This window comes from Baekduia sp. (assembly GCF_035318805.1).
Lineage (GTDB): Bacteria > Actinomycetota > Thermoleophilia > Solirubrobacterales > Solirubrobacteraceae > Baekduia.
The window spans coordinates 1-19,083 of sequence record NZ_DATHDY010000042.1 but is presented as its reverse complement, the minus strand read 5'-3'; the positions used below and the strand labels follow the sequence as shown (position 1 = coordinate 19,083).

Genomic DNA, 19,083 nt, shown 5'->3' with positions numbered 1-19,083 from the left:
CCCGGGGCCGGTCTCCTGACACGCCCCGCCGAGCGTACGATCCGGTCCGCTTCACTGAGGTCGATGTCCGAGCTCGTGCGACTCCTGGAGGCCGACCCGGATCTCGGGCGCGGTCTCGCGCCCGAGCAGTTCGAGACGGCCGGCCGGGAGCTGGTGGCCACCACGCTGGAGGTGCCGCGCGGCCGCTGGGATCCCACCGCGCAGTGGGCGGAGTCCGACGCCCAGCTGGGGCTGCTCATCGTCGAGGGCATCCTGCTCAGCGAGGTGAGCGTGGGGTCGCGCACCAGCCTCGAGGTGCTCGGCCCTGGTGACGTCGTGCGCCCCTGGCCGAGCGACCGCCACGCGCCGGAGCTCGACGTCCACCTGCGCCTCACCGCGCCCGACGGCGCCCGGCTCGCGGTGCTCGACCGCCACTTCATCGCCCAGGCGCAGCGCTGGCCGTCGGTGCTCGGGCAGATCGCCGAGCGAGCGATGGGGCGGACGTCCAGCGCGACGCTGCGGCTGCTCATCCAGCAGGTCGTGCGCATCGACGAGCGCCTCCTGCTCGCCCTGTGGGGCCTCGCGGAGCGCTTCGGGAAGGTCACGCCCGGGGGCGTCCTCGTCCCGGTCGCGCTCAACCACACCATGTTGGCGGGCCTGGTCGGCGCCCACCGTCCGTCCGTGAGCCACGCGCTCAGCGACCTCACCCAGCGCGGCGCGCTGGAGCGTGTCGAGGGCGGGGGCTGGCTGCTGCACGGCGAGTTCTCGCCCGTAGCCCTCGGCGGCGCCGTGCACGCCTGATCGGGCTAGCGCTCCGCACGGCCCGCGGCCACCTCCGCCGGCAGCGTGATGCGCAGGCGCGTGATCCGCAGGCTGTCGAGCTCCTCGACCCGCAGCCGGACGCCGTCCACGACGGCCTCGTCGCCGACCTGCGGGCGGCGGCCCAGCGCGTCGAACACCAGTCCCGCGAGGGTGCGCGACGGGCCCGTCGGCAGCTCCGTGCCGACGGCCTCGTTGAAGTCGTCGATCGACATGGAGCCGGCCGCCTCGACGGTGTGGTCGTCGATCCAGCGCAGCGTCGAGTCGGGCAGGTCGTACTCGTCCTCGATCTCGCCGACGAGCTCCTCGGTGACGTCCTCGAGCGTGACGATGCCCGCCGTCATCCCGTACTCGTCGGCGACGATCGCCAGCTGCTGGCGCTGCTCGCGCAGCTCGCGCAGCAGCGCGCCGACGTCCTTGCTCTCCGGCACGATCAGGGGCGGGCGCGCGACCTCCCAGACGCGGGTCTCGGGCGCCCGTCGCGCCGCGGCGACGAGGTCGTAGACGTGGACGGTCCCGACGATGCGGTCGATCGACCCACGGCCGGCGGGGTAGCGCGAGTGCGGCGCCTCGACGACCGTGTCGAGCGCCGCGTCGCAGGTGAGCTCGCAGTCGATCCAGTCGACGTCGACCGCCGGCACCATGATGTCGCGCGCCTCGCGGTCGGCGAAGTCGAACACGTTGTGCAGCAGCTCCTCCTGCGCGCGCGGGATCACGCCCGCGCCCTCGGCCTCGTCGACCAGCGCGCGCAGCTCGTCGGCGGTGCGGATGCCCTCGCCGGCGTGGATCTCGCGGATGCCCAACGGGCGCAGGAGCACGGCCGCCGAGCGCTGCAGGACGACGACCATCGGCGCGAACGCCACGGAGATGGCCTGGATGGGCGCGGCGACGAGCATCGCCAGCGTCTCGGCGCGGTCCAGCGTCAGCGCCTTGGGCACGAGCTCGCCGAGGACCACCGACAGGTACGTGATGATCGTGAACGCCAGGACCACGCTCAGCCAGGTCGGGATCCAGTCGCCGAGCAGGCGCCGCACCAGCGGCTCGCTCACCGCACCGGTGAGGATGCCGAGCGCGGTGATGCCGACCTGCGTCGTGGAGATGACGCGGACCGGGTCGTCCATGAGCTTGAGCGCCGCCCGGGCACGGCGGCTGCCCCCGGCGGCGCGGGTGGCCAGCGCCGAGCGCCGGGCCGTCACCACCGCGTACTCGCCGATGACGAAGAACGCGTTCAGCCCGATCAGGCCGAGCACGACGATGATCCGCAGCGCATCGCTCATCTGGGCAGGCCTTGCCCACTCAGTCCCACGAAGGTCAGCCTACCCCCTTCGCCTCGCCCCGCCGCGCGGACAGCGCACCGTCACCCGCGCACCGCTCGTGCGTTCCTAGGGCATGTCCGTCCCCACGTCGCTGCGTCTCCTCGCGCTCCCCGTCGCCCTCCTGACCGCCGTGCTGGCTGCCGCCACGCCCGCCGCGCCGGCCGCGCTGGCCGACGACCCCGTCGCCACGACGAAGACGGCGACGGCGATCACCGCCGACGCCGGGGTGGCCGCCTGGCGAGCCGACGACGGCCGCCTCACCGTCCGGATCGGCTCCCGCGCGCCGGTCACCACCTCGCTGCGGCCGCCCGCCGGCGCGCCGCTCGACGTGGGCGCGCGCAGCGGTGGGGGAGCCCAGCTGATCTACGCGTCGGGGTGCTCGACACGCAGCGATCAGTGCTCGCTGCGCACGGTCGCGCTGAGCACCGCGACGGTCGCCGGCACGCTGCGCCCGCGCACCGTCACGCACGTCCGCTACGGCGGCGGCGGCGCGCCCGCCGTCGCGATCGACGGCTCCCGGATCGCCTACGCCGTGCGCCGCGGCAGCTGCGACGTGCCCTACGTCCGGACGACGTCGCAACGCCGCGCCGCGACGCGCCGGCTCGATCGCGGCCATTGCGCCACGATCGAGCAGCTCGACCTCGGCGAGGGCCGCGTCGCCGTCCTCGCCGGCCCCGGCAACCGCCGGACCGAGGCGCGCGTCATCCGTGCCACGGGCGGTCCGTCGCGCACGCTGCAGGCCGAGTCGCAGGGCGAGGAGTCCAACTTCGTCGGCGCCGTGTCGATCGACGGCGGTGCGCTCTACACCGCCCGCGGCGGCATCCGCCAGGCCAACGTGTTCTCGCGGTTCTCGCTGAAGGACTTCAAGAGAACCGAGGCGCGCGCGTTCGTCTCCCTCGTCGGCCCGTTCGCCCGCGACGCCGGCCGCCAGTACTACGACCAGCAGCCCGCGGGCGGGTCGTTGCACTGCGACGGCACGGGCGGACTCTCGCCGTGCCTCGTCGTCGCGGGCAGCGACGCGTTCGCCTCCGGCGAGCGGCTGCTGGCGCCCGCGCTGGCGCTGACCGTCAGCCCGCAGCCGGTGTTCACCGACACGCCCGCCAGCGCGGTCGTGACCGCCGCCCGCCGGAGCGTGACGCGCACGGCGCAGGCCGGCTCGGTGCCGGTCGGCGGCCTGACGATCGAGCTGCTCTCGGCGCGGCTGACCCAGAGCGCGCCCACGGCGCCGGCGCCGACGGGCGCGACCGCCACGACGGGCGCCGACGGCGTCGCCGCCGTCGCGATCCCCGGCCCAGCGGTCCCGCGCCGGTCGCTCGGCGCCGTCTCGCGTCCGGGCAGCGGCGGGGTCGCGGTCCAGACGCCCGACACGTTCCTGCTGCAGACGTTCGTGCACCTGACCGCCACGCCCGAGCGGCTGGCCGACGGCCGCCTGCGCGTCAGCGGCACGATCAGCCCCGCGCAGCCCGGCCGCAAGGTCCGGCTGGATCGCCGCCTGGAGCGGGTCTGCAACGGCCAGCAGCCCATGAGCACCGTCGTCACGCCGTCGACCGCCGACACGCCGGCCGGGTGCGTCGACCGCTGGACGCAGGACCCGCTGGCGACGGCGGCCGTGAGCGCCGACGGCGCCTCCTACTCCGTCGCGGCCGCGACGCCGGCCGGCGTCTACCGCGTGAGCCTCGACTTCGCGGGCGGCGCCGACGTGCTCCCCGGCGAGAGCCCGGCGATCACGGCGCCCTAGGGACCCCGCGACGGGGCCGGAAGGCCGGTCCCGTCGCGCGACCCTATCGAGGCCTACATGTCGATCCGGTGACCGTTCGGTGAACGACCCTCAAGTTACAAATCGACAACGAAACCGTGACGAGCGGTTCACGAGGAGGGGGTGCATGCGGGCATACGTTGCCCGCGCTTGATCCCCTCCAACAAGGAGCACACGTTGCGCAAGATCGTTCCGGTGGCCGCTGTGGCCGCCACCGGGCTCGCGGCCGCGGCGGCCGCAGTCGCCCAGATCACCACCGGAGTCCCCGCCCCCAACGCGGCCTCCGGAACGCCGGCCAATGTGCTGGCGGCCGGCTTCACCTCGTCGATCGTCGCCAAGGGCACCGATGCGCTGGAGAACCCCGTCGGCATCTTCCAGACCTACGGGTACCTCTCCGACAACGCGGACCCGCTCCAGCGGACCCGCACCGAGCCCGACCAGAACACCTACCTCGTCGCCGACAACGTCGGCGGCCCCACGCCCGGCTACGACTACGGCCGGCACTTCCTGATCCAGGGGCACGAGAACGGCGGCAACAAGGCCTACCTCACGCGCATCAACCTGGACGTCACCGATCCCGATCACCGCGTCACGCTCCTGTCGGCGCCCGGCGGCGCGAACCCGACGAACCAGACGGGCCTCTCGAGCGTCGACGGCTCGACGTACGACCCGTTCAACGGCAAGCTGCTGTTCTCCAGCGAGAGCGGCAACACCGGCCGGATCGTCTCGACGCCCCTGAAGTGGGCGACGAACGACATCCCCGCCGTCCAGACGCTCGACGGCTCGATGGGCCGCGGCGGCTACGAGGGCGTCAACCTCGATCCGCAGGGCAACGTGTACATCGCCGAGGACACCGGTGGATCCGGCGTCACCGACAACGGCACGCCCACCGCGGTCAAGCAGCCCAACTCGTTCATCTACCGGTTCAAGCCACTGGCCGGGAGCCGCGGCGAGCTGCAGCACGGCAAGCTGCAGGCGCTGCAGGTCTCCGTCGACGGTCAGCCGATCAAGTTCCACGACCGCGCGACCGACCCGGCCGGCGCCCGTGACGACGCCCTGGGCGACGCCATCAAGACGCTGCACTCCGGCGCCTCGCTGCAGGCCAAGTGGGTCACGGTGCACGACACCGAGGTCGACGGCACCGCGAGCTTCGACGCCAACGCGGCGGCCAAGAAGGCCCTGGCCACGCCGCTGAAGCGCCCGGAGAACGGCAAGTTCGTCCCCGGCACGGACTTCGCGTCCTACGTGTTCAACGAGACGGGCGACACCGACCTCACGTCCGGGCAGTACCCGGGCGCGGCGGAGCGCGGCGCCTACGGCGCCTACCTGCGCCTCGACATGCCGACCGCCGGTGCCGACGAGGGCACGGTCAAGACGATCGTCCTCGGCGACAAGGACCACACCGCGTTCGACAACATCACGTTCCTCGACAAGGACACGTTCCTGACCACCGAGGACCGTGGCGACACGCTCCACAACCAGCTCAACGCGCTCGACTCCGTGTGGTCGTACGACCTGGGCTCGTCCTACGCCAACGCCAACGGCGAGGCCAAGCGCCTCGTCGCCCTGGGCCGTGACACCGAGTCGGCCAACGACCAGCACACCAACAACGAGCCGACCGGCGTGTTCGTCTCCGACGGCTCCGCCACGCAGGCGGGCCTCCTCGGCGCCGGCGATCCGGCCAAGCAGAGCGGCGTCCGGATCTTCATGACGCAGCAGCACGGCCAGAACGACACGTTCGAGATCACCGCACCGGACGAGGCCGCGGGCGACAAGGGCCCGACCGGCGACCCGGGCCCGCAGGGCCCCGCCGGCGACCAGGGCCAGTCCGGTGACCACGGCGCCGCGGGCGACAAGGGTGCCAACGGCGACCCGGGCCAGCCCGGTCCCGTCGGTCAGCCCGGCCCCGTCGGCGCGCAGGGTCCGATCGGCCCGCAGGGTCCGAAGGGCCTGAGCGGCACGATCACGATCCACGTCGTGTTCGACGACCTGATCGCCGGCTCCGCGTCCGTCAAGGGCAAGGTCAACGGCCCGGGCGCGCTCACGGCGTCGCTCAAGACCACCGGCAAGGGCAAGAAGGTCGCCCTGGCCTCGGGCAAGGGCTCGGTCAAGAGCACCGGCGCCGTGACGCTGAAGCTCAAGCGCTCCACCAGCAAGGCGGCCCGGAAGTACAAGGGCAAGAAGGTCACCGCGACGCTCGCCGTGACCTTCCGCCCGCAGCACGGCGGCAAGGCCTCGACCTTCACCAGGAAGGTCACCGTCAAGCCGTAGTCCGCAGCACACCGACCACGCGCCCTATCCACCGGCGCCCGGGCCCTCAGCGGCCCGGGCGCCGCGGCGTGTTCTCCGCACCGACTTCGAAGGACCCATGACGCACCGACTCCTCACCACCGCGCTCGCGGCCCTCTGCCTCCCGGCGCTGGCCGCCTGCGGCGACGCCCAGGACGGCCGTGGCGACACGGCCGCTGCCGCTGCCGCGCCGGCGACGCCGGTGAGCGCGCCGGCCCCGGTCCGCCTGGACGGCCACGAGCTCGCGCTGCAGCTCGGCAACGGCTTCCGCGCCGCGCTGGACCGCCTCGCGGTGCTGCAGCAGCCGCGCGAGGGCGCGACCGATCTCGGGCAGGATCTGCCGACCGGCCTGCTGCGCGACGTGCGCTGCTCCGCCGCGAGCGGGGGCTACCGCTGCCGCGTCCGGTGGGAGACGCTGCGCGGCACGCCGCAGCGCACCGACTACGCGGTCCGGGTGCTGAAGGGCGGCTGCTTCGCCGCCGGCGCGACGCCGCGGATGCGCCCGCAGTACGACCCCACGATCGCGACCTACACCGAGCACCCGCTGAACGCCGTCGCCAGCCTGCGGAAGGGGTGCTGACCATGCGCCGCGCCGTGCTCGCCACCGTGGTCGGCGTCGCCGTGCTCGCCGCCGGCTGCGGCGGAGGCAACGACGGCGGTCCGTCCGCCGGCCGGCCGCCGGCCGCCAAGCTCGCGTCGCGCGTCGTCCTCTCGGGCAACATCCCGCGGGTGCGGCCCGCGGACTTCCGCGCGCCCACCGCGGCCTACCGCCGCCACGTCCGCGCCACGCTGAAGGTGATGCTGCAGGACGTCGCGCGCCTGCGGTCCGCCGTCGCGGCGAACGACCTTGCGGCCGCCCGCCGCGCGTGGCTGGCCGCCGACGAGCGCTACGAGGAGATCGGCGCCGCCTACGGCGCGTTCGGGGCGCTCGACGCGGCCGTCAACCGCCGGCCCGCCGGCCTGCCCGGCGGCGAGCGCTCAAGGGACTTCACCGGCCTGCACCGCGTCGAGCTGGCGCTGTTCGAGCGGGGCTCCACGCGTGACGCCGCGCCCGCCGCGGCCCGGCTGTCGCGCGACGTCGCGCGGCTGCGGACCCACGTCGGCCGGATCCAGATCGATCCGCTGGAGTACTCGCTGCGCGCCCACGAGGTCCTGGAGGACACGCTGCACCTGCAGCTCTCCGGCCAGGCGAGCCCGTGGAGCGGCGCCGCGCTCACGGCGCTGCGCGGCAACCTGCGCGGCACCCGCGTCGTCGTGAACTCGCTGCGCAAGCTGCTCGTGCGCCGCAACCCGGCGATCGTGACGAGCGCCGACCGCGCGCTCTCCGCGCTGGACCGCGCGCTGACCGCCACCGAGCGCCACGGCGCGCTGCCACGCTGGGACACGCTGCCCCAGACCGAGCGCGAGCGGCTCGCCGGGCTGACCGCCGCGGCGGCCGAGCGCCTCGCCTACGTCCCCGAGCTTGTCGATCCCCGTCCCGCCCGGCCCGTGCAACGGGCCTTCGGCGACCCGGAGGTGCAGTAGATGCTGCGTCGTCGTCAATTCCTCACCGGAGGCGCGGCGCTCGGCGCCGGCGTCGCCCTCGATCGCCTCGCCGGCCGCCCGGGCGCGGCCGCCACGGCGAACGCCCGTGACACGTCCGTCACGGGGCCAGGCCCCGCGACGGATCGGCAACGGCGCTTCGCCTTCGACGGCCCGCGCCAGGCCGGTGTGCTCACCGAGCGCCAGCCCTACGCCATCGTCGTCGCGTTCGACGCCATCACCGCGTCGCCGGCCGAGCTGGCCGAGGGCATGCGCGAGCTGTCGGTCCGCGCCCGCGCGCTGACCACCGGCTACGACGCGCTGCTCGGCGCGCCGAGCGACGGCCCGACGCCCGACTCCGGCGTCCTCGGGTCGAAGGTCACGCCCGGCGGCCTGACCGTGACGATCGGCGTCGGCGCGTCGCTGTTCGACGGCCGCTACGGCCTGGCGGCGCGCAAGCCCGCCGGGCTGAAGCCGATGCCCGTCTTCCCCGACGACGCGCTGGTCGACGCCGAGACGCACGGCGACGTGTTGCTGCAGCTCTGCGGCGACGCCGCGGACGGCCTGCTGCACGCGCTGCGCGACCTGATGCGCGCCACGCGCGGCGTGCTAGCCGCGCGCTGGAAGGTCGAGGGCTTCCTGCCGCCCCCATCTCGAAGCCCCGGCGCCGGTCGCAACCTGCTCGGCTTCAAGGACGGCACCGCCAACCCCGACACCGGCGACGCCGGGCTGATGGACCGGCTGGTCTGGGACGAGGCCGGCGGCACCTACGCAGTGGTGCGGATCATCCGCAACCGCGTCGAGTTCTGGGACCGCGTCGCGCGCGCCGAGCAGGAGCTGATGATCGGCCGCCTGAAGGACACCGGCGCGCCGCTGGGCAAGGCCAAGGAGCTGGACGACCCCGACTACGCCGGCGATCCCAAGGGCGCCCGCATCCCGATGGACGCCCACATCCGGCTCGCGCGCCCGCGCACCGCGGCCACCGAGGACCAGCGCATCCTGCGCCGCGGCTACAACTACTCGCGCGGGATCGACGAGGCCGGCCAGCTCGACATGGGACTGGTCTTCGTCGCGTTCAACCGCGACGTCGAGCGGCAGTTCGAGGTCGTCCAGGGCCGCCTGGCGGGCGAGCCGCTGGTCGACTACGTCGTGCCGACCGGCGGCGGCTACTTCTATCTGCCGCCCGGCGCGCGCGACGCCCAGGACTGGGTGGGCTCCGGCCTGTTCACCTAGAAGGCCCCTGAAAATCAGGCGGCCGCAGCTGGCCGCAGCGACTTTTTCAGGGGTCTTCTATGCGACGGGGTATGTTGCCGGGCGGGCGCGATGACCGAGTCCTCTTCGCAGCAGATCGAGCTGCACGGCCACCCCGTCACCTACCGCCGCGTGGGTGAGGGGCCCGTCGTCGTGCTCATTCACGGCATCACCTCGAGCTCGCGCACGTGGCACTCGATCGTGCCGGCGCTGGCCGAGCGCTGCACCGTGATCGCGCCCGACCTGCTCGGCCACGGCACCTCGGCCAAGCCACGCGGCGACTACTCGCTCGGCGCGTACGCCAGCGGCATCCGCGACCTGCTCCTGGCGCTGGAGATCCCGCGCGCGACGATCGTCGGGCATTCCCTCGGCGGCGGCGTGGCGATGCAGTTCGCCTATCAGTTCCCCGACCGCATCGAGCGGCTCGTGCTCGTCGACTCCGGCGGTCTGGGCGGCGAGGTCAGCGTGGTCCTGCGCGCCGCGACGCTGCCCGGCGCCGAGTACGTCCTGCCGCTGCTGGCCTCGTCGCCGCTGCGGGGCGCCGGCGCCGCGCTCGGGTCGGTCCTGGGCCGGGTCGGACTGCGGGCCTCCGCCGACGTCAAGGGCCTCGCCGAGGGCTTCGAGTCGCTCGGGGACGGGGACGCGCGCCGGGCGTTCCTGCACACCGCGCGCTCGGTGATCGACCCGGCCGGCCAGCGGGTCGACGCGTCGGACCGCCTCTACCTCGCCGAGCACGTGCCGTCGCTGATCGTCTGGGGCGAGCGCGATCGGATGATCCCCGTCCAGCACGGCCACGACGCGCACGCCCTGATGCCCAACAGCCGGCTGGAGACCTTCGCCGGCGCCGGCCACTTCCCCCACAACGACGACCCCGAGCGGTTCGTCTCGCTGCTGCACGACTTCATCTCGACCACCGAGCCGGCGGTGTTCGACGACGACCTGATTCGCCGGCTCATGCTCCGGGACCGCTCATGACCACGCGCGACGACTATCCCCACCGGATGACGATCCCCACGCGGTGGGCCGACAACGACGTCTACGGTCACGTCAACAACGTCGAGTACTACGCGTTCTTCGACACCATCATCAACGACTACCTGATCCGCGAGGGCGGCTTGGACATCCACCGCGATGCCGCGATCGGCCTCTGCGCCGAGTCGCACTGCAGCTTCACGGCGGCGATCGAGTTCCCCGACAGCGTCGACGCGGGCCTGCGCGTCGGCCACCTCGGCCGCACGAGCGTCAAGTACGAGATCGGCCTGTTCGGCGAGGCCGCCGAGACGCCCGCCGCGACCGGATGGTTCGTGCACGTCTTCGTCGATCGCCAGAACCGGCGGCCGGTGCCGATCCCCCCGGCGATCCGCGGCGCGCTCGAGAAGCTGGCATGAGGGTCCGGGGCGCCGTCCTGCGTGAGATGGGGCTGCCCAAGCCCTACGCGGACTCCCGGCCGCTGGAGATCGTGGACCTCGAGCTGGACCCGCCCGGGGCCGGCGAGCTGCTGGTGCGCGTGGGCGCTGCCGGCCTGTGCCATTCCGACCTGTCGGTCATCGACGGCTCGCGCCCGCGCGTGATGCCGATGGTCCTCGGCCACGAGGCCGCGGGCGAGGTCGTCGGCACCGGCGGCGAGACGCCCGGGTTCGCCGAGGGCGACCACGTCGTCCTGTCGTTCGTGCCGACCTGCGGCGCGTGCGGTCCCTGCCGCGCCGGCCGCGCCGCGCTGTGCGAGCCGGGCGCCGCGGCCAACGCGGCGGGCTCGCTGCTGTCGGGCGAGCGGCGCTGGGCCGAGCCGGGGAACGGCAGCGGCGGCCGGCCGCTCCATCACCATCTCGGCGTCTCGGCCTTCGCCGACCACGTCGTGGTCTCGGCGCACTCCGCGATCAAGGTCGACGCGTCGCTGCCGTACGAGATCGCCGCGCTGTTCGGGTGTGCGGTGCTCACCGGCGTCGGCGCCGCGGTCAACAGCGCGCAGGTCGTCGACGGCGACCGCGTCGTGGTGTTCGGCCTGGGCGGCGTCGGCCTCGCGGCGCTGCTGGGGGCGAAGCTGGCCGGCGCGGCGGAGATCGTCGCCGTCGACATGGTGGAGGACAAGCTCGAGCAGGCGCGCCGCCTGGGCGCCACGCCGGTCCACGCCGGCGAGAACGTCGTGGAGGCGGTGCGCGAGGCGACCGGCGGCGGGGGCGACAAGGTCATCGAGACCGTGGGCAGCGCTCGCGTGCTGGCCCAGGCCTACGAGGCCACGCGCCGGGGCGGGACGACGGTCACCGTGGGCCTCCCGCACCCCGAGCAGCGGCTCGACATCCAGGCCGTCAGCCTGGTCGCCGAGGAGCGCACGCTCAAGGGCTCCTACCTCGGCTCGTGCGTGCCCGACCGCGACATCCCGAAGTTCGTGAAGGCCTACCAGGACGGCCGGCTGCCGGTGCAGGAGCTGCTCACCCACCGCATCACGATGGACGAGATCAACCTCGGCTTCGACCGCCTCGCCGCCGGCGCCGCGGTGCGCCAGGCAGTGATCCTGTAGGGGTGCCGTAGGCGGCCAGCGAGGCCGAGGCCCACGACGGCCAGCCGTCGCCGCCGGAGGTGGGTCCCCAGTCGCGACAGCGACACAGTCTCCTAGCGCATCGCCCGCGTGCTCTAGCTTCAGGGGCATGCGCGAGGCCAAGCTGACCGACACCGAAACCGGACGCGTCCCCGAGGGTGAGGGCTGGTTCGTCCTCAACCTCCGCGACGCGCGCTGGGAGACCACGGAGGGCGGCGGCGCGTGGGTGTCGTTCGAGGCGGAGGGCGTGCCGAACCAGATCGGCGCCGGGGCGCACCTGCTGCCGCCCGGGGAGTCGACGGGCTTCTACCACCGCGAGGAGAACCAGGAGGGGTTCCTGGTGCTGTCGGGCGAGTGCCGCGTGATCGTCGAAGGGGAGGAGCGCATGCTGCGCCAGTGGGACTTCTTCCACTGCCCGTCGAAGACGGGCCACATCATGATCGGCGGCTCCGAGCAGCCGTGCGTGCTGTTCATGTTCGGCAACCGCCGGCCCGGCGCCGCGGTCGACTACGAGGTGGAGCCGCTGGCGGCGCAGTACGGCGCCTCGGTGGCGCAGGCCACCAGCTCGGCCAAGGAGGCCTACGGCCCGGACCGCGTGTACACGCCGGTGCGCGCGCCGTGGCCCGAGGACTGAGCCGGGGCCGCGCCGCGCCGCGCCGCGCTACGCCGCGAACCGCAGCGCGTCGGCGGGGCCGTAGAGGCCCTCCAGCGCGGCGACGGCCGCGGGCGTGAACTGCTCGCCGATCAGCGCGTGGCACTCGCTGAGCGCCTCGTCGATCGAGCGCCCTGGGGAGTAGGGCCGGGCGCTGACCATCACGTCGAACGCATCGGCCGCCGCGAGCAGGGCGGCGCCCTCGGTCAGCTCCGCGCCGCGCAGGCCGCGCGGGTACCCGCAGCCGTCGGGGCGCTCGTGGTGGCTGAGGATCCAGTCGACCTGCTCGGCGTCGAGGACCTCCTCGACGATGCGCGCGCTCAGCTCGGCGTGGCCCTGGATGACCGCGTACTCCTCGCGCGTCAGGCGCGCCGGCTTGAGCAGGATCGCGTCGGGGATCCCGATCTTGCCGACGTCGTGCACGAGCGCGGCCTCGTGCAGCAGCGCGACGCGCTCGGGCGTCCAGTTCCGCTGCTCGGCCAGACGCGCTGCGAGCTTCGCGACGCGCTCGGAGTGCTCGGACGTGCTGGGATCGCGGGCGTCGATGGCCCGGGCCAGCGCGCGGATGCCGACGAGCGCCTGGGAGCGCTGCAGCTGCTGCAGTCGCTCGACGGCCGAGAGCTCGTGGATCGTCAGCGGGTCGTAGGTCGAGACGCGGTTGCGCCCGTGCTCCTTGCTCCAGTAGAGCGCGCCGTCGGCGAAGCGGGTCAGCGCCTCGGCCTCGTCGGAGTGGCCGGCGTCGCAGACGCCGACCGAGATCGTCACGCGCGCGCCGCCGGCGAACGGGGAGCGCTCGATGGCGCGGCGGGCGCGCTCCAGCGCGGCGACGGCCTCCTCGCCGCCCACCTCGGGCAGCAGGACGGCGAACTCGTCGCCGCCGATGCGGGCCAGGACGTCCTCGCCGCGGAAGTGCTCGCGCAGGTGGGTGGCGAGCGTGCGCAGTACCTCGTCGCCGACGCCGTGCCCGCCCGCGTCGTTGATGGCTTTGAAGTGGTCGATGTCCACCAGCGCGAGCGACATCGGCCGCTCGTGGCGCTGGGCGCGGCCGAGCTCGGTGCGCAGGCGCTCCTGGAAGGCGCGGTGGTTGGCCAGCCCGGTGAGCGGGTCGGTCGTCGCGTCGGCGCTCAGGCGCGCGACCTCCTCGGTGTTGGCGACCGCCATGCCGACCAGCTCGGCGAACTCGACGAGGTGCTCGACGGCGTCGACGGGCAGCGAGTGGGCCTCGACGGCGGTGACGGCCAGCGCGCCCCAGAGGCGCCCGCGGACGTGGATCGGCGCGCCGGCCCAGGCCTGGAAGCCGAGGTCGAGGAGGAGCTGGGACTGGTGGACCTCGCCGGCGATGTCGTCGATGCGCTGGGCACGGCCGTCGCGGCGGATGCTGGCCATGGGGCTGGCGGCGACGACCGGGAAGCGCGTGCCCGGCATGACCGGCGCGCGGTCCCCCTCCCAGGTGCCGACCACCGTGAGGTGGTCGTCGGCGTCGAAGCGCAGGATCCCGCCGCCCTGGGCGCCGAGCAGCCGCGCGGCCTGCTCGGCGGCGAGGCTGCAGACGACGTCGGGCGTGCGCCCGGCGGCCACCGCGGTGGCGATGCTGCGCAGCGCGTGGTGCTCCTCGGAGAGCCGGTCGGCGGCGTGGTGCATCGCGGTGAGCAGGTGGCGGCCCGTCTGGAGCACGGCGCCGACGACGGCGAACGTCGGCAGGGCCATGGCGAGCTCGCCCGCGGCGCTGGCGGCGCCGCGGTCCCCGAGCACCGGGAACGCCCAGACCAGCCCGCAGGCCACGGTGATCCCGGCGGCCTGCCACGGGCTGAGGAAGCACGCCGCGTAGGCCAAGGCGAAGAAGACGTACAGGCGGGCGGGGGAGTCGGCGCCGCCGGTCAGGTCGGTGACCGCCGCGATGACGATCACGGCCGCAACGCTGGCGGCGGGCAGCAGCCAGGCGGGGGCCTGGCGCCAGTCGACGACGAACAGGGCGCAGGCCGACCAGACCAGCGCGCCCACCGTCCACACCAGTGGCCAGGGGTAGAAGGGCGTGTCGACCTGGGGAAAGAGCGGCAGCGCGGCGGTCGCCAGCGCGGCGATGAACCAGAGCGCGCCGCCGACCCGACCCGCGATCGAGCGCTCGGCGCCGGGCGTCGAGCGCAGATGCGCGGCGAGGCGGTCGACCTGATGGCCCATGTCTCTCGTGTGATCGGGTGCACACAGCCCGAACTTGACGACCTCGGCGCCAACGCCGGAGGAGACGGTCGCGTCTACCGCAACAACTGCTGCAGCCGCCGGGCGTTGCGCGGCGCGCAGGCCTCCCAGTCGTTGTCGAAGTACCCGAAGACGTCGGCCTCCCGGCGCCACGCCGCGAGCCAGCGCCGCTGCGGGCAGTCCGGGGGATGGAAGACGCCCTTCCACGAGCGGTAGATCCAGCCCGAGCAGCCGATGCGCACGTTTGCCATCAGGTGCGGGGTCTACCCTCCCGCGCCGATGCCGGTCCTCCTCGACCTTCCAGGCCCGTCGCGGCGCATCCGCGTCGAGCCGCTGCGGCTGCCCGCGCCCGCCCGCGACCCAGCGCCCGCCCGCGAGCAGGACGACACGCCCGAGCCCGCGGAGCGCGAGCGCGACCCGCAGCGCGAGCCGGCGCCGGCGTGAGCGCCGCTCCGGACTTCCTCGAGGCCGTCGTCGGCTACCGCGCCTGGCATGTGGAGCCCGACGGCCGCCTGCGTCCGTGGACGTTCACGGCGCTGGCGTGGGCGCGGGGCGCCAACGAGGCGGTATGCGCGCGTGACGTGCGCCACCAGCCGCCGGTCGCCGACTGCATGTGCGGGCTCTACGCGCTGACCGATCCCGCCGACCGGCGGCTGGACTTCCGCGCCGACCAGGCCGTCGGGGCGGTCGCCGCCTGGGGCGACATGGAGGTGCACCGCACCGGCTTTCGCGCGCAGCACGCCTGCGTCACGGCGCTGGCGCTGCCCGACCGCGCCGACCACGACCAGCGCGTCGCGCTCGAACGGGCCGCCGAGCGCTACGGCGTGCCGCTCGTGGCGCCCGAGCAGCTGAGCGCCGAGGCGCTGCGCCACGGCGCGCCGCTGCCCGACGACCTCTGGGGTCCCGCCCCGGTGTGGCCCGCGGCGCGCCCGCCGGGCGCCGACCGCCGCGCCGCGGCCGCCGCGCCGGCGGTGGATCCCGCCGCCTTCGGCACGGGCGCCCGCGGCATCGCGCTGGACGCGCATCTGTGGGTCGAGACGGCGCTGGGCGCCGTCGTCGTCGGGCTGACCGAGGCGCTGGCCCGCGACCTGGGCCAGGGGCTCCGGCTGACGCTCCCCGAGCCGGGCGCGGCGCTGGAGGCCGGGGACCGTGCCGCGACCGTCGCCGCCGGTGGCGCGACGTTCGGCGTCTGGGCGCCGGTCGGCGGCTCGGTGCTGGCGGTCAACCCGAAGCTCATCGAGGATCCCGGCCTGCTGGCGCGCGACCCGGAGGGCGCGGGATGGCTGCTGCGACTCGCTCCGCGCGACTGGGAGCGCGACGCGAGCGCGGTGACCTGGGGCGCGGCGGCCTCGCGCCACTACGCCGCCGTGGTCGCCCGGGACGCCGCGCGCGGCGACGCGTTCGCCGACGTCCGGCTCGAGCGCCTGCACGCGCTGCCGCCGGTGCACAGCGCCGCCGACGTGCTGGCCGTCCTGCGCGCCGAGCGCGACGCGACCCGCTTCGCCGACGCCGGCGCCGTCCACGTCGAGCTCGGCGGGCGGGTGCGCGACGCGCTCGCCGCCGATCCGGAGATGCGCGCGCACGTGGGCCGCCTGGATCAGGTCGTCCGCTTCGCGCTGCACGCGCCCGAGGCCGAGCTCGTGCTCGACCTGCGCGGCGGCGAGGCGCGGGTCGTCGACGGCGTGCCCGCGGGCGCGACCGTCGACCTCGAGCTCTCGTGCACCGGCGACGACGCCTACCGCTGGTTCATCGGCGAGCTGGACCCCAGCGCCGCGCTGCGCTGCGGCGACCTCGCGTCCTCGGCGGGCACCGGCCCGACGCTGCGGGCGCTGGCGCTCCTGAAGTACGTGCGCGTCGAGGCGTGGGACGCCGCGCCCACGTGGGCGCGCTGACCGGCGGTTCGCGCCAACCGCCGCGCCACGACGTAAGCTGGTCCGGCATCGGCTGATCGAGGGGCGGAGCGTCAGTGAGCAAGACCGGACCACGGAAGCAGTCCACGGCGCAGCCCGGACTCGACAGCGCCCTCGTCAAGGCGCTGTCGCACCCGCTGCGGATGCGGATCCTCACGCGCCTCAACGAGACCGTGGCGAGCCCGAACGAGATGGCCAAGGAGCTCGACGAGTCCTTGCCATTGGTCAGCTATCACGTGCGGATCCTCCGCGAGCTGCGCTGCATCGAGCTCGTGCGCACCACGCCGCGACGCGGGGCGATCGAGCACCACTACCGCGCGCTGGCCCGGCCGTACCTCGGCGACGCGGACTGGGCGCAGCTGCCGGTGAGCGCCCGCGAGAGCGTGTCGGCGACGATCCTCGAGAAGGCGTTCACCGACGTGCGCGCGGCCGTCGCGGCCGAGACGTTCGACCAGCGCACCGACCGCCACCTGTCGCACACGCCGCTCGTGCTCGACGAGCAGGGGTGGAAGGAGCTCAACGCGCGGCTGGCCGGCGTGCTCGACTGGGCGCTGGAGGAGCAGGCGGCGAGCGCGGGGCGGCTGGAGGACGGCGAGGCGGGCGGGGCCGAGGTCAGGGCTCGGCTGATGCTGGCGAGCTACTCGGCGCCGCCTCCGGGTGGGGGAGAGGACGGCGGCCGCGGGGGTCCCGCCGCGCCTGCGGCGGCGGCCACCAGGCGCAGGCGCGCCAAGCGTTGAGGGCAGGCGCGGGACGGCCCGCGCCCGCGCCTGGTAGGGCACGCCGGCGCAGAGGTGGGAGGCCGCCGTACCACCTTGGGCGAGCCGGCGTCCGACCCGCCGTCGGGGTGCTGTGAGCGCTCTAGAGTGGGGGCCGGTCATCCTCGATGTCGCTGACGCTGTCTGTGAACCTCCGTTCGGTCCGGTGGGTGCGCGCGCTCGCGATCGCCCCCGCGCTGGTGGCGGCCGTGGCGGCCGTCGCGCCCTGCACCGCGGGCGCCGTGGTGCGGCCGCCGGGCACGGCGCGCGCCGCGAGCGCGAGCGCCGCCGCTGCGGCGCAGCGCGAGCTGGTCGTGAGCCTGCGCGACGGCGGGCGCCGGTACGTGCAGGTCGCACCGCAGCGGTCGGTGCGGGCGACGCTCGCACGGCTGCGGGCGCGCAGCGACGTGCGCTGGGTCCGCCCGCGCGTGGTGGCGCACGCCGCGGCGGTCGAGCCGTTCGTGCCCAACGATCCCGGCGTGGCCGGGGTGGCGGCCGGGTGGCAGCGGATGCAGTGGAACTTCCTGCCGGGCGTGGGGGTCGACGCGCCGCGCGCGTGGGCGAATCTCCGCGCGGTCGGCCGGCCGGGCGCGGCGGGCGTCACGATCGCGGCGCTCGACACGGGCGCGGCCTACGCCAACCGCGCGGGGTTGCAGCGCTCGCCCGACTTCCGCCCGGCGCAGTTCGTCAAGGGCTATGACTTCTGCGCGCACGACGGCCAGACCCTCGCCTGCTCGGGGCGCGACGAGTTCCCGGAGGATCGCAACGGGCACGGCACGCACGTGGCCGGCACGCTGGCCGAGGCCACCGACAACGGGGTCGGCCTGACCGGCCTGGCCTACGGCGCGCGCATCATGCCGGTCAAGGTCCTCAACTCCGACGGGGCCGGCGACGAGGCGAGCATCGCGGCGGGCATCCGCTTCGCGGCCAGGCGTGGCGCCGACATCATCAACATGAGCCTGGAGTTCGACTCCAACGTCCGGGGCGACGAGATCCCCGACATCCTCGACGCCCTCGCCTACGCGCGCCGCAGGGGCGTGCTGGTCGTCGGCGCCTCGGGCAACGAGGGGCTGCGGGCGGTCGCGTATCCGGCGCGCTCGGGCGACGTCCTGTCGGTCGGGGCGACCACCGAGCACGGCTGCGTGTCGGACTACTCCAACCAGGGCGCGCGGCTCGACCTCGTGGCGCCGGGCGGCGGCAAGGATGCGCTGGAGGCCGCACCGGGCGGCCTCTGCCAGCCGCAGCCGGGCACCGGGCGCGACATCTTCCAGGAGACCTACCGGAGCCGCAACAACCGCGCCTTCGGGTTCCCGCAGGACTACGAGGGCACCTCGATGGCGGCGCCCGCCGTGAGCGCGACCGCCGCCCTCGTCCTGGCCTCCGGGATCCTGGGCCCGAACCCGTCCCCCGAGGCGCTCGCGGCGCGCCTCAAGGCGACGGCCCGCGACCTCGGAGCGCCCGGCGTCGACCGGCAGTACGGGGCAGGCCTCATCGACGCCGGCGCGGCGACCGATCCGGCGATCCCGGCGACGGCGACGCCGTAGAGCGGCGAAAGGCGAAAGGCCCGCGGGTGCGGGCCTTTCTGCATGCGGATGAGAGGACTCGAACCTCCACGGGATTGCTCCCACGGCGACCTGAACGCCGCGCGTCTACCAATTCCGCCACATCCGCCGGCGAGCAGCGAGCATAGCGTCCGGCCCCGGCTCCGCGTCCGCTCGTGGGCCGGCCGGAGCGCTCGCGGATCGTTTGTTATTCTCTTCAACCCCTGCCGCCATCGTCCAGGGGACTAGGACGCCGCCCTCTCACGGCGGAAACCGGGGTTCGAATCCCCGTGGCGGTACTTTCGAAAGCCTCGCCCGATGAGCGGGGCTTTCGTCGTTCTCGGGGTCCTTGCCACCGAGCTGCTGGGGTCCGAGTGCGAACGGTCGGCGGCCCGGCCTCCACCACTGGGTAGGACGCCGGTCGCCGATGGAGCGCACCATGTCGCCACGTGCTTCGCGGGTCGCTCAACCGCGGGGCACGTTGCATGCCGGGAGGCCGCGATGCAGCGCTCGTGCGCGCGTCAGGCCTGCGGCGAGCTGCAGCACTCGTCGGCGCACGCGG

The 19,083-nt window shown here is 74.6% G+C and carries 17 protein-coding genes and 2 tRNA genes; 15 read left to right on the top strand and 4 right to left on the bottom strand.

From position 1 onward, the window contains the following. Positions 1–63 precede the first annotated feature (63 nt). A complete protein-coding gene (locus VK501_RS09850) occupies positions 64–780 on the top strand; it encodes a helix-turn-helix domain-containing protein (RefSeq protein ID WP_324337113.1) in 717 nt (238 codons plus the stop codon). A 5-nt stretch (positions 781–785) separates the two neighbouring features. Here the strand turns inward: VK501_RS09850 and VK501_RS09845 are convergent, their stop codons facing one another. Further along, positions 786–2,075, bottom strand: coding sequence for a hemolysin family protein (locus VK501_RS09845; RefSeq protein ID WP_324337111.1), 1,290 nt, complete (start codon positions 2,073–2,075; stop codon positions 786–788). Between the two features lie 112 nt (positions 2,076–2,187). Between VK501_RS09845 and VK501_RS09840 the strand changes: the two genes are divergently transcribed. The 9 genes from VK501_RS09840 (at position 2,188) to VK501_RS09800 (ending at position 12,101) form a co-directional block, all read left to right on the top strand. Further along, entirely contained in the window at positions 2,188–3,852 is a 1,665-nt protein-coding gene (locus VK501_RS09840) for a hypothetical protein (protein WP_324337109.1), read from the top strand. A gap of 168 nt (positions 3,853–4,020) precedes the next feature. After that, positions 4,021–6,141 (top strand): collagen-like protein, encoded by a 2,121-nt coding sequence (locus VK501_RS09835; RefSeq protein ID WP_324337107.1) that lies wholly within the window; start codon positions 4,021–4,023, stop codon positions 6,139–6,141. Between the two features lie 97 nt (positions 6,142–6,238). Further along, positions 6,239–6,739 (top strand): hypothetical protein, encoded by a 501-nt coding sequence (locus VK501_RS09830; RefSeq protein WP_324337105.1) that lies wholly within the window; start codon positions 6,239–6,241, stop codon positions 6,737–6,739. Between the two features lie 2 nt (positions 6,740–6,741). Next, positions 6,742–7,683 (top strand): EfeM/EfeO family lipoprotein, encoded by a 942-nt coding sequence (locus VK501_RS09825; RefSeq protein WP_324337103.1) that lies wholly within the window; start codon positions 6,742–6,744, stop codon positions 7,681–7,683. Further along, the gene (locus VK501_RS09820) at positions 7,684–8,913 is read left to right on the top strand and encodes a Dyp-type peroxidase (protein WP_324337101.1); all 1,230 of its coding nucleotides are present in this window, start codon (positions 7,684–7,686) and stop codon (positions 8,911–8,913) included. It abuts the gene before it with no gap. A gap of 90 nt (positions 8,914–9,003) precedes the next feature. Further along, positions 9,004–9,906, top strand: coding sequence for an alpha/beta fold hydrolase (locus VK501_RS09815; RefSeq protein ID WP_324337099.1), 903 nt, complete (start codon positions 9,004–9,006; stop codon positions 9,904–9,906). After that, entirely contained in the window at positions 9,903–10,319 is a 417-nt protein-coding gene (locus tag VK501_RS09810; RefSeq protein WP_324337097.1) for a thioesterase family protein, read from the top strand. Before VK501_RS09815 ends, VK501_RS09810 begins: the two co-directional genes overlap by 4 nt. Then, the gene (locus VK501_RS09805; RefSeq protein ID WP_324337095.1) at positions 10,316–11,449 is read left to right on the top strand and encodes a zinc-binding dehydrogenase; all 1,134 of its coding nucleotides are present in this window, start codon (positions 10,316–10,318) and stop codon (positions 11,447–11,449) included. The genes VK501_RS09810 and VK501_RS09805 overlap by 4 nt, the downstream gene beginning before the upstream one ends. Positions 11,450–11,576: 127 nt before the next feature. Continuing rightward, positions 11,577–12,101, top strand: coding sequence for a cupin domain-containing protein (locus VK501_RS09800; RefSeq protein ID WP_324337093.1), 525 nt, complete (start codon positions 11,577–11,579; stop codon positions 12,099–12,101). A gap of 27 nt (positions 12,102–12,128) precedes the next feature. Here the strand turns inward: VK501_RS09800 and VK501_RS09795 are convergent, their stop codons facing one another. Both VK501_RS09795 and VK501_RS09790 read right to left on the bottom strand, forming a co-directional pair. Continuing rightward, positions 12,129–14,297 (bottom strand): diguanylate cyclase, encoded by a 2,169-nt coding sequence (locus tag VK501_RS09795; protein WP_324337091.1) that lies wholly within the window; start codon positions 14,295–14,297, stop codon positions 12,129–12,131. A gap of 74 nt (positions 14,298–14,371) precedes the next feature. Continuing rightward, positions 14,372–14,566, bottom strand: a complete 195-nt coding sequence (locus VK501_RS09790) for a hypothetical protein (protein WP_324337089.1) — start codon at positions 14,564–14,566, stop codon at positions 14,372–14,374. 28 nt (positions 14,567–14,594) lie between these two features. Here VK501_RS09790 and VK501_RS09785 point away from each other — a divergent pair, with 28 nt between their 5' ends. The 4 genes from VK501_RS09785 to VK501_RS09770 all read left to right on the top strand — a co-directional run bounded on the left by VK501_RS09785 (position 14,595) and on the right by VK501_RS09770 (position 18,524). Then, positions 14,595–14,759 carry a hypothetical protein gene (locus tag VK501_RS09785; RefSeq protein ID WP_324337087.1) on the top strand — a complete coding sequence of 55 codons (165 nt, stop codon included), beginning with the start codon at positions 14,595–14,597 and terminating at the stop codon, positions 14,757–14,759. Beyond that, on the top strand, positions 14,756–16,207 hold the full coding sequence (locus tag VK501_RS09780) for an SCP2 sterol-binding domain-containing protein (RefSeq protein WP_324337085.1): 1,452 nt from the start codon (positions 14,756–14,758) through the stop codon (positions 16,205–16,207). Before VK501_RS09785 ends, VK501_RS09780 begins: the two co-directional genes overlap by 4 nt. A gap of 74 nt (positions 16,208–16,281) precedes the next feature. After that, positions 16,282–16,962, top strand: coding sequence for a winged helix-turn-helix domain-containing protein (locus tag VK501_RS09775; protein ID WP_324337083.1), 681 nt, complete (start codon positions 16,282–16,284; stop codon positions 16,960–16,962). A gap of 146 nt (positions 16,963–17,108) precedes the next feature. Further along, positions 17,109–18,524: a S8 family serine peptidase gene (locus VK501_RS09770; RefSeq protein ID WP_324337081.1), complete on the top strand. Its 1,416-nt coding sequence runs from the start codon at positions 17,109–17,111 to the stop codon at positions 18,522–18,524. A 43-nt stretch (positions 18,525–18,567) separates the two neighbouring features. On the opposite strand, the gene VK501_RS09765 is transcribed toward VK501_RS09770, so the two are convergent. Beyond that, positions 18,568–18,651: transfer RNA gene (locus VK501_RS09765), tRNA-Leu, on the bottom strand. Between the two features lie 96 nt (positions 18,652–18,747). Between VK501_RS09765 and VK501_RS09760 the strand changes: the two genes are divergently transcribed. Then, positions 18,748–18,820: transfer RNA gene (locus VK501_RS09760), tRNA-Glu, on the top strand. The last annotated feature ends 263 nt before the right edge of the window (positions 18,821–19,083 follow it).

Coding starts and splice junctions, on each gene's coding strand:
- VK501_RS09850 (WP_324337113.1), top strand. CDS start 64: ATGTCCGAGCTCGTGCGACTCCTGGAGGCCGACCCGGATCTCGGGCGC.
- VK501_RS09790 (WP_324337089.1), bottom strand. CDS start 14,566: ATGGCAAACGTGCGCATCGGCTGCTCGGGCTGGATCTACCGCTCGTGG.
- VK501_RS09800 (WP_324337093.1), top strand. CDS start 11,577: ATGCGCGAGGCCAAGCTGACCGACACCGAAACCGGACGCGTCCCCGAG.
- VK501_RS09810 (WP_324337097.1), top strand. CDS start 9,903: ATGACCACGCGCGACGACTATCCCCACCGGATGACGATCCCCACGCGG.
- VK501_RS09825 (WP_324337103.1), top strand. CDS start 6,742: ATGCGCCGCGCCGTGCTCGCCACCGTGGTCGGCGTCGCCGTGCTCGCC.
- VK501_RS09805 (WP_324337095.1), top strand. CDS start 10,316: ATGAGGGTCCGGGGCGCCGTCCTGCGTGAGATGGGGCTGCCCAAGCCC.
- VK501_RS09830 (WP_324337105.1), top strand. CDS start 6,239: ATGACGCACCGACTCCTCACCACCGCGCTCGCGGCCCTCTGCCTCCCG.
- VK501_RS09815 (WP_324337099.1), top strand. CDS start 9,004: ATGACCGAGTCCTCTTCGCAGCAGATCGAGCTGCACGGCCACCCCGTC.
- VK501_RS09795 (WP_324337091.1), bottom strand. CDS start 14,297: ATGGGCCATCAGGTCGACCGCCTCGCCGCGCATCTGCGCTCGACGCCC.
- VK501_RS09820 (WP_324337101.1), top strand. CDS start 7,684: ATGCTGCGTCGTCGTCAATTCCTCACCGGAGGCGCGGCGCTCGGCGCC.
- VK501_RS09840 (WP_324337109.1), top strand. CDS start 2,188: ATGTCCGTCCCCACGTCGCTGCGTCTCCTCGCGCTCCCCGTCGCCCTC.
- VK501_RS09770 (WP_324337081.1), top strand. CDS start 17,109: ATGTCGCTGACGCTGTCTGTGAACCTCCGTTCGGTCCGGTGGGTGCGC.
- VK501_RS09785 (WP_324337087.1), top strand. CDS start 14,595: ATGCCGGTCCTCCTCGACCTTCCAGGCCCGTCGCGGCGCATCCGCGTC.
- VK501_RS09845 (WP_324337111.1), bottom strand. CDS start 2,075: ATGAGCGATGCGCTGCGGATCATCGTCGTGCTCGGCCTGATCGGGCTG.